Annotated in this window: 9 protein-coding genes and 1 riboswitch; of the genes, 5 read left to right on the top strand and 4 right to left on the bottom strand. The window is 68.7% G+C overall.

Annotated elements, in window-relative coordinates:
- Positions 1–28: 28 nt before the first annotated feature.
- Positions 29–1924 (bottom strand): sigma-54-dependent Fis family transcriptional regulator, encoded by a 1896-nt coding sequence (locus J2126_RS21355; RefSeq protein ID WP_209488829.1) that lies wholly within the window; start codon positions 1922–1924, stop codon positions 29–31.
- A 428-nt stretch (positions 1925–2352) separates the two neighbouring features.
- On the opposite strand from J2126_RS21355, the gene J2126_RS21350 reads away from it, so the two are divergent.
- The 3 genes from J2126_RS21350 (at position 2353) to J2126_RS21340 (ending at position 7811) form a co-directional block, all read left to right on the top strand.
- The gene (locus J2126_RS21350; protein ID WP_209488828.1) at positions 2353–4506 is read left to right on the top strand and encodes a hydantoinase/oxoprolinase family protein; all 2154 of its coding nucleotides are present in this window, start codon (positions 2353–2355) and stop codon (positions 4504–4506) included.
- A 304-nt stretch (positions 4507–4810) separates the two neighbouring features.
- Positions 4811–7141: a hydantoinase B/oxoprolinase family protein gene (locus J2126_RS21345; protein ID WP_209488827.1), complete on the top strand. Its 2331-nt coding sequence runs from the start codon at positions 4811–4813 to the stop codon at positions 7139–7141.
- Positions 7142–7304: 163 nt separating this feature from the next.
- Positions 7305–7811: an acetone carboxylase subunit gamma gene (locus J2126_RS21340; protein ID WP_209488826.1), complete on the top strand. Its 507-nt coding sequence runs from the start codon at positions 7305–7307 to the stop codon at positions 7809–7811.
- A gap of 242 nt (positions 7812–8053) precedes the next feature.
- On the opposite strand, the gene J2126_RS21335 is transcribed toward J2126_RS21340, so the two are convergent.
- The 3 genes from J2126_RS21335 to J2126_RS21325 all read right to left on the bottom strand — a co-directional run bounded on the left by J2126_RS21335 (position 8054) and on the right by J2126_RS21325 (position 11388).
- The gene (locus tag J2126_RS21335; RefSeq protein WP_209488825.1) at positions 8054–8914 is read right to left on the bottom strand and encodes a sulfite oxidase heme-binding subunit YedZ; all 861 of its coding nucleotides are present in this window, start codon (positions 8912–8914) and stop codon (positions 8054–8056) included.
- Between the two features lie 181 nt (positions 8915–9095).
- The gene (locus J2126_RS21330) at positions 9096–10238 is read right to left on the bottom strand and encodes a tellurite resistance TerB family protein (protein WP_209488824.1); all 1143 of its coding nucleotides are present in this window, start codon (positions 10236–10238) and stop codon (positions 9096–9098) included.
- Positions 10239–10593: 355 nt separating this feature from the next.
- Complete coding sequence (locus J2126_RS21325; protein ID WP_209488823.1) at positions 10594–11388, bottom strand: thymidylate synthase; 795 nt, start codon at positions 11386–11388, stop codon at positions 10594–10596.
- A gap of 307 nt (positions 11389–11695) precedes the next feature.
- On the opposite strand from J2126_RS21325, the gene J2126_RS21320 reads away from it, so the two are divergent.
- Both J2126_RS21320 and thiC read left to right on the top strand, forming a co-directional pair.
- Entirely contained in the window at positions 11696–11995 is a 300-nt protein-coding gene (locus tag J2126_RS21320) for a hypothetical protein (protein WP_209488822.1), read from the top strand.
- An 84-nt stretch (positions 11996–12079) separates the two neighbouring features.
- A riboswitch (TPP riboswitch) is annotated at positions 12080–12212 on the top strand.
- Positions 12213–12293: 81 nt separating this feature from the next.
- Complete coding sequence (gene thiC / locus J2126_RS21315) at positions 12294–14168, top strand: phosphomethylpyrimidine synthase ThiC (protein WP_209488821.1); 1875 nt, start codon at positions 12294–12296, stop codon at positions 14166–14168.
- The last annotated feature ends 65 nt before the right edge of the window (positions 14169–14233 follow it).

Raw genomic sequence — 14233 nt, 5'->3', positions numbered from 1 at the left:
GGGCGACGGGCCTTCGGCCACTCTGCCCCTACCCCTCCCCCTTCGCCTCCAGCGCGGCGAGGCGCATGTAGAGTGTCGAGCGGGCGATGCCGAGGCGGCGGGCGGCGCGGGTGAGGTTGCCGCCGCAGGCCTCCACGGCGGCGCGGATGGCGGCTTCCTCCACGGTGCGCAGATCGGTGGCCGGGGGTGGGGCCTCGGCGGCGGTGGCGATTTCCGGCGGCAGGTCGCCGACATCGATGGGCGCGTCGGCGCTGCCCATGGCGATGAGCATCTCCACCACGTTGCGCAGCTCGCGCACATTGCCCGGCCAGGCATAGGCGGCGAGCGCCGCGCGGGCGCCTTCCGTGAAGCGCGGGGCGGGAAGGCCGACGCGGGCGGCGGCGCTGCGGCCGATGTGATCGAGCAGGAGCAGCACGTCCTCGCCCCGCTCGCGCAGGGGCGGGATGCGCAGGCGCAGCGCGGCAATGCGATAGAACAGGTCTTTCCGGAAGCGCCCGGCCGCCACCTCGCCGGAGAGGTCGCGGTTGGTCATGGAGACGAGGCGCAGGTCCACCCGCCGTCCGGTGTGGCCGCCGACGCGATAGACCACGCCATCTTCCAGCACGCGCAGCAGATAGGATTGCAGCTCCAGCGGCATCTCGCCGATCTCGTCGAGGCAGAGGAGGCCGCCGTCCGCCGCCTCCACCTTGCCCTGCTTGCCGGCCGCGTCGGCGCCGGTGAAGGCCCCCTTCTCGTAGCCGAACAATTCGCTGGCGATGAGATCGCGCGGCAGGCCGCCGCAATTGAGCGGCACGAAGGGGCCGGCCGGCGCGCGCACGCCGTGGATGGCGCGGGCGAACACCTCCTTGCCCACGCCGGTCTCGCCTTCCAAGAGGATGGGCAGGCCGCTGTCCGCCATGCGGCGCGCCTTGGCCTTCACCTCCTGCATGAGCGCGCTCTCGCCGATGATGGCGTCGAATGCGAGGGGCTCCAGCTCCCGGGCGGGATCGCGCTGGGCCGGTTTGGGCCGGCGCGCCGCGTGGAGCACCACCACGCCGCCGATCTCCTCGCCATCCTCCCGCACGATCTCGACGCTGGCCCCGGGCAGAAGCTGGCCGATGCGCTCCGCCCAGGCGTCGGGCGTCACGTCCTTGAGCGCGGCGAGGCGCCCGTCCGTGATGAGCCGGTCGGAGCGGCGCGCGGCCTCCTTCAGAGCGCGGTCGGTGGAATAGATGAGCGCGCCGGAGCGGCCGAAGGCGAGGATCTCTTCAGTGAGCCACAGCGAACGCTTGGAGAGGAAATGGCGCAGCACCTGCTCGTGCTCCATCTCCATGCGCCGGCCGATCACCGCCTCGATCTGGTGGGCGAGGGCCACCGCATGGGCGAGGTTCTGCGGGTTGAAGGTGTCGGTGGAGCCGGAAATGTCCACCGCGCCGATGATCTCCCGGTCGAGGGGATGGCGCACCGGGGCCGCCGCGCAGGTCCAGCGCTGGACGGGGGCGCAGAAGTGCTCGGCGGCGTGGATCTGCACCGGGCGCCCGCAGGCCAGCGCCGTGCCGATGGCGTTGGTGCCGATCTCGGCCTCGCACCAGCGGCCGCCCTGCTGGAGCTTCACCTCCTGCCCGGTATCGAGGGCGCGGGCATCGCCCTCCGCCTCCAGGATCGTGCCGTCCGGATCGGAGAGGATGAGCATGGAATGGGCATCGGAAAGGAGGTGGCGCGCCTCCTCCATGGCGAGGCGGGCGGCGGTGACGAGGCGGTTGTTCTGGTGGCGGCGGCGGAACAGCTCCGCCTCGCTCACGAGGGGGGCGGCCGCGCGGTCGGCGGCGATGAGATGAAGGCGGGAGCGCTGCCACGACGCCATCACCGCCGGGCGGATGACGGCGGAGGCCGCGCCGTCCTGATGAAACGCCTCCCAGGCGCGCGCAATCTCGCGATGTGGCACCAGCTCTGCCCTCCGGGCCGGGCGGCGCGGCGTTCCCGTGGTGCGCCGCCTGAGCCATTGGCCGGCGGGCGGCCTTGGCCGTTGGCCGCAGCGCCCGCAGGCGGGTTCACTCCCTGAAATGCCGCATTCTGACCGCCGGCAGCGAGGCCGGCGGCGGCGGCTTTGGCCGGAGAATACGCGCACTTTCATGCCGCTCGCAAGTCCGGCCGGCCACCCGGCGGCAGTCGTCGTCTGAAACGACCGGACGGCGGACAACAAGTGTCCGGAAATCGGACAGTCGAAGACTTTCATATTACATGACGCATTGCACAAATATCAGGAGAATCCTCACATTTATACAGTCGATCGTGATTGGCACGCATCCTGCCCCTCATGCTGCGAGCCGGCACCGAAAAATCCAACGCCGGCAAGACAGGGAGGAAACGAGCGTGAACGTTCCCGTGGGAAACCTGCGCAGCGTCCAGGTGCTCGGCATCGACGCCGGCGGCACCATGACGGATACCTTCTTCGTGGACCAGGATGGCGACTTCGTCGTCGGCAAGGCCCAGTCCACGCCGCAGAACGAGGCCCTCGGCCTCATCGCGTCCTCTGAGGACGGGCTCGCCAACTGGGGCATGTCGCTCCACGAGGCGCTCGCCCAGCTGCAGACGGGCGTCTATTCCGGCACCGCGATGCTCAATCGCGTGGTCCAGCGCAAGGGGCTGAAGTGCGGCCTCATCGTCAATCGCGGCATGGAGGATTTCCACCGCATGGGCCGCGCGGTGCAGAGCCACCTCGGCTATGCCTATGAGGACCGCATCCACCTCAACACCCACCGCTACGACCCGCCGCTGGTGCCCCGCCAGCTCACCCGCGGCGTGATCGAGCGGACCGACATGATGGGCACGCAGGTGATCCCCCTGCGCGAGGACAGCGCCCGCGCGGCGGCCCGCGAACTGATCGCCGCCGATGTGGAAGGCATCGTCATCTCCCTGCTCCACTCCTACAAGAACCCGGTGAACGAGCGCCGCGTGCGCGACATCGTGCTGGAGGAAGTGGAGAAGAGCGGCAAGAAGATCCCGGTCTTCGCCTCGGCTGATTACTATCCGGTGCGCAAGGAAACCCACCGCACCAACACCACCATCCTCGAAGGCTACGCCGCCGAGCCCTCGCGCCAGACGCTCTCCAAGATCTCCAACGCCTTCAAGGAGCGCGGCACCAAGTTCGACTTCCGCGTGATGGCGACCCATGGCGGCACCATCTCCTGGAAGGCGAAGGAGCTGGCCCGCACCATCGTCTCCGGCCCCATCGGCGGGGTGATCGGCGCGAAGTATCTGGGTGAAGTGCTCGGCTACAAGAACATCGCCTGCTCGGACATCGGCGGCACCTCGTTCGACGTGGCGCTCATCACCCAGGGCGAGATGACCATCAAGAACGACCCGGACATGGCCCGGCTGGTTCTCTCCCTGCCGCTGGTGGCGATGGATTCCGTGGGCGCCGGCGCCGGCTCCTTCATCCGGCTCGATCCCTACACCCGCGCCATCAAGCTCGGCCCGGATTCGGCCGGCTACCGGGTGGGCGTGTGCTGGAAGGAGAGCGGCATCGAGACCGTCACCATCTCCGACTGCCACATGGTGCTCGGCTATCTGAACCCCGACAACTTCCTCGGCGGCGCGGTGAAGCTCGACCGGCAGCGCTCGGTGGATGCCATCAAGGTGCAGATCGCCGACAAGCTCGGCCTCTCCGTGGAAGATGCGGCGGCCGGCATCATCGAGCTGCTGGACTCCGATCTGCGCGATTACCTGCGTTCGATGATCTCGGGCAAGGGCTATTCGCCCCAGAGCTTCGTCTGCTTCTCCTATGGCGGCGCGGGGCCGGTCCACACCTATGGCTACACGGAAGGCCTCGGCTTCGAGGACGTGATCGTGCCCGCCTGGGCGGCCGGCTTCTCCGCCTTCGGCTGCGCGGCGGCGGACTTCGAATATCGCTACGACAAGTCCCTCGACATCAACATGCCGACGGACGCCCCGGAGGCGGACAAGGTGAAGGCGGCCGAGACCCTTCAGGCGGCGTGGGAAGAGCTGACCCACAACGTGCTGGAGGAGTTCAAGCTGAACGGCTATTCGGCCGACCAGGTGACGCTCCAGCCCGGCTACCGCATGCAGTATCGCGGGCAGCTGAACGATCTGGAGATCGAGAGCCCCATGGCCTCCGCCGCCACCGCCGGCGACTGGGACCAGCTCACAGACGCCTTCAACGCCACCTATGGCCGGGTCTATGCGGCGTCCGCCCGCTCGCCGGAGCTGGGCTATTCGGTCACCGGCGCCATCATGCGCGGCATGGTGCCGATCCCGAAGCCCCGCATCCCGAAGGAGCCGGAAGAGGGCGAGACCCCGCCGGAGGACGCAAAGATCGGCACCCGCAAGTTCTATCGCAAGAAGAAGTGGGTGGATGCGCAGCTCTACAAGATGGAATCCCTGCGCCCCGGCAACCGCGTCATGGGCCCCGCCATCATCGAATCCGACGCCACCACCTTCGTCGTGCCCGACGGCTTCGAGACCTGGCTCGACGGGCATCGGCTCTTCCACCTGAAGGAGGTGTGAGGGCGGGCGCGTCTCAAGCAGAGCGGTGGGCCCCCTCTCCCCTTGCGGGAGAGGGATGGGGTGAGGGGTATCTCGCCGGTTGAACCGGCAGCGGAGCCTCGGGCGACATCCGCCCCCTCACCCCCAGCCCCTCTCCCGCGAGGGGAGAGGGGAGTACGCGCAGCGCTCTGCCATGGCCAATGCGCCGCCCACCCCTCACCCCCGGCCCCTCTCCCGCAAGGGGAGAGGGGAGAAACGGGAAGATGCCCTCTCCCGCAAGGGGAGAGGGGAGCAAACCCAAACAATCTCAAGAGGAAACGACCCCATGAACGTCAACGTCAAGCAGACCAGCCTTGAGGGCGCCACCCGCGGCATCGTCCGGGGCGGCGAGACGCTCAAAGAGCATCGCGACCGGCTGATGACGGCCACCAAGGCCACCGGCCATTATGCCGGCCTGAAGACCCTGGAGCTGCGCGAGAGCGAGCCCATCCTCTACAACAAGCTGTTCTCGCGCCTGCGCGCCGGCGTGGTGGATGCCCGCGAGACCGCCAAGAAGATCGCCGCCTCTCCCATCGTGGAGCAGGAGGGCGAGCTGTGCTTCACCCTCTACAACGCGGCGGGCGACAGCCTTCTCACCTCCACCGGCATCATCATCCATGTGGGAACCATGGGTGCGGCCATCAAATACATGATCGAAAACAATTGGGAGGCCAATCCGGGCGTTCACGACCGGGACATCTTCTGCAACAACGACAGTCTGATCGGTAACGTCCATCCCTGCGACATCCACACCATCGTCCCCATTTTCTGGGAAGGCGAGCTGATCGGCTGGGTGGGTGGCGTCACCCACGTCATCGACACCGGCGCGGTGGGGCCGGGCTCCATGGCCACGGGGCAGGTGCAGCGCTTCGGCGACGGCTATTCCATCACCTGCCGCAAGGTGGGCGCCAATGACGAACTGTTCCGCGACTGGCTGCACGAGAGCCAGCGCATGGTGCGCACCACCCGCTACTGGATGCTGGACGAGCGCACCCGCATCGCCGGCTGCCACATGATCCGCAAATTGGTGGAAGAGGTGGTCGCGGAAGAGGGCATCGACGCCTATTGGAAGTTCGCCTACGAGGCGGTGGAGCATGGCCGCCTTGGCCTGCAGGCGCGCATCAAGGCCATGACCATCCCCGGCACCTACCGGCAGGTGGGCTTCGTGGACGTGCCCTACGCCCATGAGGACGTGCGGGTGCCCTCCGACTTCGCCAAGCTCGACACCATCATGCACGCCCCCTGCGAGATGACCATCCGCAAGGACGGCACCTGGCGGCTGGATTTCGAGGGCGCGAGCCGCTGGGGCTGGCACACCTACAATGCCCATCAGGTGAGCTTCACCTCGGGCATCTGGGTGATGATGACCCAGACGCTCATCCCCTCGGAGATGATCAACGACGGCGCCGCCTACGGCACCGAGTTCCGCCTGCCCAAGGGCACCTGGATGAACCCGGACGACCGCCGCGTCGCCTTCTCCTATTCGTGGCACTTCCTGGTGTCCGCCTGGACGGCCCTGTGGCGCGGCCTGTCGCGCTCCTATTTCGGCCGCGGCTATCTGGAGGAGGTGAATGCGGGCAACGCCAACACCTCCAATTGGCTGCAGGGCGGCGGCTTCAACCAGTATGACGAGATCCACGCCGTGAACTCGTTCGAGTGCGCCGCCAACGGCACCGGGGCGACCGCGGTGCAGGACGGCCTCTCCCACGCCGCCGCCATCTGGAACCCGGAAGGCGACATGGGCGACATGGAGATCTGGGAACTGGCCGAGCCGCTGATCTATCTCGGCCGGCAGATCAAGGCGTCCTCGGGCGGCTCCGGCAAGTATCGCGGCGGCTGCGGCTTCGAGAGCCTGCGCATGGTCTGGAACGCCAAGGACTGGACCATGTTCTTCATGGGCAACGGCCACATCTCGTCCGACTGGGGCCTGATGGGCGGCTATCCCGCCGCCTCCGGCTATCGCTTCGCCGCCCACAAGACGGGGCTGAAGGAGCTGATCGCCTCTGGCGCCGACATCCCGCTCGGCGGCGACACGGACCCGGAGAACCCCACCTGGGACGCGATGCTGCCCAAGGCGCAGATCAAGCGCGACAAGCAGGCCATCACCACCGAGGAGATGTTCGCCGACTACGACCTCTACCTCAACTACATGCGCGGCGGCCCCGGCTTCGGTGATCCGCTCGACCGCGAGCCGCAGGCCGTGGCCGACGACATCAACGGCGGCTACGTGCTGGAGCGCCTCGCCGGCGATGTCTACGGCGTGGTGGTGAAGACCGGGCCGGAGGGCCTCGTGGTGGTGGACGAGGCGGCCACCAAGGCGGCCCGGGCGCAGATCCGCAAGGATCGCATCGCGAAGTCCGTCCCCACCCGCGAGTGGATGAAGGGCGAGCGCGAGAAGATCCTCGCCAAGGATGCGGGCACCCAGGTGCAGCAGATGTTCGCCGCCTCCTTCAAGCTGGGCCCGAGGTTCGAGCAGCAGTTCCGCAGCTTCTGGGACCTGCCGGAGAGCTGGGTGCTCAACGAGGAGGACATCGGCGTGCCCACCTACGGCTCGCGCTACTCCATGGACATCTCCGAACTGCCGGACGTGCACACCGTGCAGTTCGTGGAGGAGTGAGGGGTTATTCCCCCTTCCAGCTGCCGTCATGCCCCGGCTCGTCCGGGGCATCCACCCCGCGGCGAGAGCGGTGCCCAAGGCCCATGCGGCCCTATGAGCGGCACCGTGGATCCCCCGGACGAGCCGGGGATGACGCCGCAATGAAACCAATCAGGAGGAAACCATGTCCTATACCCGCGCCAAGATCGTCGATCTCGTGGAAGGCAAGATCGACCCAGATACACTGCACCAGATGCTCTCCACGCCGAAGGACCCCGAGCGGTTCGTGACCTACGTGGAAATCCTTCAGGAGCGCGTGCCGTGGGATGAGAAGATCATCCTGCCGCTCGGCCCGAAGCTCTTCATCGTGCAGCAGAAGGTCTCGAAGAAGTGGACCGTGCGCTGCGAGTGCGGCCACGATTTCTGCGACTGGAAGGAGAATTGGAAGCTGCACGCCCGCGTCCATGTTCGCGATACACCGCAGAAGATGGAGGAGATCTATCCCCGCCTCATGGCCCCGACGCCCGCGTGGCAGGTGATCCGGGAATATTTCTGCCCCGAATGCGGCACGCTCCATGACGTGGAGGCGCCCACCCCCTGGTATCCGGTGATCCACGATTTCGAGCCGGACATCGACGCCTTCTACACTGAATGGCTCGGCCTGCCGGTGCCGGAACGCGCCGCAGCGTGAGGGCAGGGTCGAGGCCCTGGCGCAAACCCGCCGTTCGCGCCCCCTCTCCCCTTGCGGGAGAGGGCCGGGGTGAGCGCCGTATGGCCCGCAGGCCGAAGCCCTGGAAGCGTTCACCCCTCACCCCCAACCCCTCTCCCGCAAGGGGAGAGGGGAGCCCCTTGCGAGCCTCGCCGGGCTCTTCGCCGGGAGCCCGGCGTCGAGCGGGAGGAAGGGGGGCTCAGGGCCCCCCTTCCTTTCCCATGTCAGGCCCCGGCGCCCTCCGCCTTGCCGGCCATCGCCGCGCGCCGGGACGGGCGAGGCGCTGGCGGCTTGACGGCGGCGAGGACCGCGACGGCGAGGCCGATCGCCAGCACCCACACGGCGGGGCGGGGGCCGAGATCGAGGGTGAAATTCGCGTCCAGCACCAGCCACGGGTCCACGCGCGTCGCCAGCGCGTACCACAGCATCTCCACACCCGCCGTGAGCGCCGCCCCGACCACCGAGAGCCCGGCCATGCCGAGGGGCGTCACGCTCCTCCCGCCGCGCCCCGCGATGCGGAAGGCGAAGAGCAGCAGGAACAGGCCCGCCATCAGCACCGGCTCCGTCACATCCAGCTTCGACTGCATGAAGAAATGCACGCTGCCCAGCACCGCGATGGCATAGACGGCCATGTGCAGCCGGTTCCACCGCGTCGCGCCGAGGCGCTTGATGGCGCCGTCGGTGGATGTGGCCCCCAGCGCCACGAGCAGCGCCACCGCCACCGCGCCGATGGTGAGATAGACCCGCAGCACGATCTCGCTCAGCGCCCGGCCGAAGCCCTGATCGATGATGTAGAGCGTGAGGTGCAGCGCCGCGTAGCCCAACGCGGCAAGGCCGAAGATGCGCCGTCCGAAATAGAGCTTCGGCAGGTTGAACAGCCGCCGCAGCGGCGTCACCGCCAGCGTCACGGCCAGGAAGCGGATGGCCCACAGGCCGGTGAAATGGATGGCTTCCGTCCACGGCCGCGCGCCCAGCTGGCCGTTGGCGGCAAGACCCACCAGCCAGACGGCGGGCAGGATGCTGGACACGAGGAACAGGGTCTTCTCGGGACTGAACCGGCCGGAGCGCTCGTGAAACAGGGGCATAGGGTCCTTTCCGGCGAAACTGCGCGGACGCCCGTCCGGCGCCCGCCTCCCCTTACGCCGCCCCCTGCGGCGGCGTTACGGCCGGCGCCTGCACGATGGCGTGAGCACGCCAAGCCCGCGCGGCGTTTGAGCGTGGTCGCACGACGTGACTCCGCGCGGCGCCTGAGCGTGGCTCGCCCGCTCAGGCGTTCAGCTCGCCGTCGATCTGCGCCTTCAGGCCGGAATCGATGCCGAGCGAACCCGCGAGCCAGTCCAGATAGGCGTGCTCGGCGTCGTTGTCCGGACGGATGGCGAGGGCCGAGGCCGCGTAGATCTGGAGCGCCGCCTCGGGCGTCGTCGCGGCGGCCACCACCTCGTTGGGATCGACCGGGGTGGTGAGGATGGCGATCAGCGCGTCGCGCTCGGGCGAGGCGGTGCCCATGCGCTCCAGCCCGCCGCCGATGCGCGAGACCTCTTCCTCGTCGATCTGCCCGTCCGCCTGCGCGGCGGCGGCCATGGCCGAGAGCAGCACGCCGGAGAAGGCCTCCGGCCCGCCCGGCGCCGCCGCGGGGGAGAAGGCCGCGTCCGGCGAGCCGGAGGAGAAGGCCGAGCGCCCGCCGGCGCCGGCCTGCCATTTGCGCAGGGCCTTCCAGGCCAGCATGCCGATGATGGCGAGGCCGCCGTATTTCATCAGGTCGCTGCCACCGGAGGCGGCGGAGGGCTGATGGCCGGGCTGCGGCGAGGGCTGCGGCTGGCGATAGTCGGAGGGCATCTCCGGCGGGGTGTAGCCGCCGGTCGGGTTCGAGCCGCCGCGGCCGAGGGCGTCCGCCGCGATATCGCCGAGCCCACCGCCCGCGCCGCCGGAAACGCCGCCCCCCTGCGTCGAGCCGCCGGAAGGTCGGCCCCCGCCGCCGAGGATCTGGCCGAGAATGTCCTCAAGCCCGCCGGTGGGACCCGCCGAGGCGCCGCCCGAGGGGCCGGACGAGGGGCCGGACGAGGGGCCGCCTTGGGGCGCGCCCCGCCCGCCGCCGAGCACCTGTCCGAGAATATCGCCAAGGCCGCCCGGAAGGCCGGATGGCGCGCCGCCGCCACGCGCACCGCCGCCGCCCAGAACCTGCCCGAGGATGTCACCCAATCCGCCGGGCCCGCTGCCGCCCGAGCCGCCGCCGCCGGGCGCGCCGCGACCGCCGCCGCCGAGCACCTGACCGAGAATGTCGCCGAGGCCGCCCGGAAGACCGCCGCCCGGCAATCCGCCCCCGGCCTGCTGCGCGCCGCCGCCCCGCACGCTGCCCGAGCCGAGCGCCGCGCCGATGAGCTGCCCGAGAAGATCACCCGTTCCGGCCATGGCTTCCTCCCTCATGATGCGGGCGCGCGGCCCGCTCGTGTTTGGCTGCTAGCACCTTATTGAGTCCAACCGCGGGCACGATCTCACGCAAGGGAAGAACGTGCCCGCGAGCCGGGGGCCAGCGCCGGGCGCACTCTACGCCAGACTGCGGCGCCGCCCCAGCTTTTCACCGCCATCGCCCGGCTGATCCGGGAGATCCACACCTCCGCCGCTGGGGTGGCGGGTTCCGCAAAGCCGACGGGCGGTTGGGTGGATCCCCCGCACAAGGCGGGGGATGACGGCTCGTGAGAGCGAGGGGGATGGGCGAGGCCGGTCGAGAGTGGGCGCCCGCCCGCACGCCGCAGCGTGGCCCGTCCTACACCGCCACCGGGGCCTTGATGGCCGGGTGGGGATCGTAGCCGACGATCTCGATGTCCTCGTAGCGGAAGGCGAAGATGTCCCTCGCCCCCGGGTTCAGGCGCAGGACGGGCAGCGCGCGCGGGGTGCGGGAAAGCTGCTCGCGGGCCTGATCGAGATGGTTCACATAGAGGTGCGCATCGCCCAGCGTATGGACGAAATCGCCGACGCCGAGCCCGGTCACCTGCGCCACCATGTGGGTGAGCAGGGCATAGGAGGCGATGTTGAACGGCACGCCGAGGAACACGTCCGCCGAGCGCTGGTAGAGCTGGCAGGAGAGCTTGCCCTCCAGCACGTAGAACTGGAACAGGCAGTGGCAGGGCGGCAGCGCCATCTTCGCCACGTCCGCCGGATTCCAGGCGGTGACGATGAGGCGTCGCGAATCGGGATTGCGGCGGATGTCCGAGACCACCTGCGCGATCTGGTCGATCACGCCGCCCTCTGGCGTCGGCCAGGAGCGCCACTGGTGGCCGTAGACCGGGCCGAGATCGCCGTTGGCATCCGCCCACTCATCCCAGATGGAGACGCCGTTCTCCTTCAGGTAGCGGATGTTGGTGTCCCCGGCGAGGAACCACAGAAGCTCGTGGACGATGGACTTCAGGTGCAGCTTCTTGGTGGTCACGAGCGGGAAGCCGGCCCCGAGGTCGAATCGCATCTGGTGGCCGAACACGGAGAGCGTGCCGGTGCCGGTGCGGTCGTCCTTGCGCACGCCCTCGTCGAGAATACGGCGCAGGAGCTGGTGGTAAGCTTCCATTAGGTATGTCCGGCCAAGATCAAGGCAGAGGGGCTCTCAAGCCTCACAAGGCTTTCGCCGAACCAGTCTAGCGCGCGGGCCGCAAGGCAGCCAGCCGCCGCCGGCGGGTGTCCACATATGCGCGCGAATAGGGTTGTCCGTTTCCTGATGCCATGCCGCCCCTGGGGAAGCTGTGGCGGGAGGGGCAGATAGCGGAAAAGTGAGTGATTTCCGCTGCGTATGACCTTCGGACACCCCCTATTTCGCCACGCGGCGGCCGTATTAGGCCATCACTTAACGCTCAGATTGACGATCAAGGGCAAACGATATGAGTTCCCAGACCACCCTCCAGCAGACCACCCTCCAGGCCGCGCTGATGGATGTTCGCGCCTATCTGGCGCAGCTGGCGCAGGCCGAGGACTTCCGCAACGAGGCCGCGTGGGAAGCCGGTTCCAGCTGCGCCGAGGAGCACGCCGCCAGCGACGCCCTCACGAGGCTCGACGAGGCGCTCCGCCAGATCAAGGCCGAGGCCCGCCCGCGCAAGCATGAACGGTCGGCCAAGGACGAGCGGATGTCATCGCGCGGTCACGAGCGGGTGGGCCTGCACCACGCCCACATCGCGGCGTAACGCTCGCCGTCATCGGCGTGACCGTCCCCCATGCGTTCGCTGCGGTGCAGCGTTGACATTGGGCTTTCGTATACATCACAGTGGCCTTGTTCCAAGGGGGGCCCCGGAAGGGGCTGAGATATCGCAAGTTCGCGGAATTCATCTTCCGCGGCGCCGCGATGACCCTTCGAACCTGATCCGGGTCATACCGGCGAAGGGATCGGAACTTGTGCTTACCGGCGCTCAGCGTCGTCCCGCACCCGTCTCCTAGCTCACACCCCGGTTCTCGTTGAAAGCGCAAGCTGAACGGAGATCCGCAATGCTGGACGAAGCCTCGACGTCCTCCCTGAAAGTCACCACCGGGCCGCTGCCCCATTCCCGCAAGGTGTTCGTGTCCGCCACCCGGCCGGACGTGCGTGTCGCCATGCGCGAGATCGGGCTGTCCGATCCGTCCGAGCCGCCGGTGAAGGTGTACGACACCTCCGGCCCCTATACCGATCCGCAGTCCGTCATCGACCTCACCAAGGGCCTGCCGCAGCTGCGCGCCCAGTGGATCCGCGAGCGCGGTGACGTGGAAGAGGTGGACGGCCGGGCCTTCAGGCCCGAGGACGATGGCCTGAAGGCCGGCCAGTCCTCCACCCTGCCGCAGTTCGATCTTTCCGGCCGCAAGCCGCTCCGCGCCAAGGCGGGCAAGCGCCCGACCCAGATGGCCTATGCCCGCGCCGGCATCATCACGCCGGAGATGGAATATGTCGCCGCCCGCGAGAACCTCGCCAAGGTGAACGGCGGCGCCCATCCGCACCATCAGGCCATGGGCCTCGGCGCGGCGATCCCCGCCGAGATCACGCCCGAGTTCGTGCGGCAGGAAGTGGCGCGCGGCCGCGCCATCATCCCCAACAACATCAACCACCCCGAAACCGAGCCGATGGCCATCGGCCGGAACTTCCTCGTGAAGATCAACGCCAATATCGGCAATTCCGCCGTGACCTCGGGCGTGGCGGAGGAGGTGGACAAGCTGGTGTGGGCCACCCGCTGGGGCGCCGACACGGTGATGGACCTGTCCACCGGCAAGAACATCCACACCATCCGCGAATGGATCATGCGCAACTCGCCGGTGCCCATCGGCACCGTGCCGCTCTATCAGGCGCTGGAGAAGGTGAACGGCGTCGCCGAGGATCTCACCTGGGAAGTCTTCCGCGACACGGTCATCGAGCAGGCCGAGCAGGGCGTGGACTACATGACGGTGCACGCCGGCGTGCGCCTGCCCTTCGTGCCGCTCACCGCCAACCGCGTCACCGGCATCGTCTCGCGCGGCGGCTCCATCATGGCCAAGTGGTGCCTCGCGCATCACCGCGAGAGCTTCCTCTACGAGCATTTCGAGGAGCTGTGCGAGATCCTCGCCCAGTATGACGTCTCCTTCTCCCTCGGCGACGGCCTGCGCCCCGGCTCCATCGCGGACGCCAACGACGCGGCGCAGTTTGCGGAACTTGAAACCCTTGGCCAGCTCACCGAGATCGCCTGGAAGTATGATTGCCAGGTGATGATCGAAGGCCCCGGCCACGTGCCGCTGCACCTCATCCGCGAGAATGTGGAGAAGCAGCTCAAGGTCTGCCACGAGGCGCCGTTCTATACCCTCGGCCCGCTGGTGACGGACATCTCCCCCGGCTACGACCACATCTCCTCCGCCATCGGCGCGGCGATGATCGGCTGGTTCGGCACGGCGATGCTCTGCTACGTCACGCCGAAGGAGCATCTGGGCCTGCCCGACCGCGACGACGTGAAGACCGGCGTCATCTCCTACAAGATCGCCGCCCACGCCGCCGATCTCGCCAAGGGCCACCCGGCGGCGCGCATCCGTGACGATGCGCTCTCCCGGGCCCGCTTCAGCTTCCGCTGGCGCGACCAGTTCGCGCTCTCGCTCGACCCGGAGACGGCCGAGCGCTTCCACGACGAGACGCTCCCCGCCGAGGGGGCCAAGGTGGCGCACTTCTGCTCCATGTGCGGGCCGAAGTTCTGCTCCATGAAGATCTCGCAGGAGCTGAAGCTGGAAGCCGGCGACATCGCCCGCGCCCAGGCCGACAACCTCGCCTCCGCGGGCATGGCCGAAATGGCCCAGAAGTTCCGCGACGGCGGCGGCCTGATCTACACGCCCGCTCCCGAAGTCGCCCCTCCCCCGCCCGCCGCGGCGGAGTGAGCGGCACCTGAGCGTCGCCCTCCGGCGGGACCGGAGGGCCTTTTCTTCCCGCTTGAGCCATTGGC

The organism is Xanthobacter flavus, from assembly GCF_017875275.1.
Classification (GTDB): Bacteria; Pseudomonadota; Alphaproteobacteria; order Rhizobiales; family Xanthobacteraceae; genus Xanthobacter; species Xanthobacter flavus_A.
The sequence above is the reverse complement of the archived record's forward strand: the minus strand, read 5'-3'. Positions and strand labels throughout refer to the sequence as shown.

What these genes read in the sequence shown, in the direction of transcription:
- J2126_RS21345 (WP_209488827.1), top strand. Translation starts at nt 4,811, where the DNA reads ATGAACGTCAACGTCAAGCAGACCAGCCTTGAGGGCGCCACCCGCGGC.
- J2126_RS21340 (WP_209488826.1), top strand. Translation starts at nt 7,305, where the DNA reads ATGTCCTATACCCGCGCCAAGATCGTCGATCTCGTGGAAGGCAAGATC.
- J2126_RS21335 (WP_209488825.1), bottom strand. Translation starts at nt 8,914, where the DNA reads ATGCCCCTGTTTCACGAGCGCTCCGGCCGGTTCAGTCCCGAGAAGACC.
- J2126_RS21330 (WP_209488824.1), bottom strand. Translation starts at nt 10,238, where the DNA reads ATGGCCGGAACGGGTGATCTTCTCGGGCAGCTCATCGGCGCGGCGCTC.
- J2126_RS21325 (WP_209488823.1), bottom strand. Translation starts at nt 11,388, where the DNA reads ATGGAAGCTTACCACCAGCTCCTGCGCCGTATTCTCGACGAGGGCGTG.
- J2126_RS21320 (WP_209488822.1), top strand. Translation starts at nt 11,696, where the DNA reads ATGAGTTCCCAGACCACCCTCCAGCAGACCACCCTCCAGGCCGCGCTG.
- thiC (WP_209488821.1), top strand. Translation starts at nt 12,294, where the DNA reads ATGCTGGACGAAGCCTCGACGTCCTCCCTGAAAGTCACCACCGGGCCG.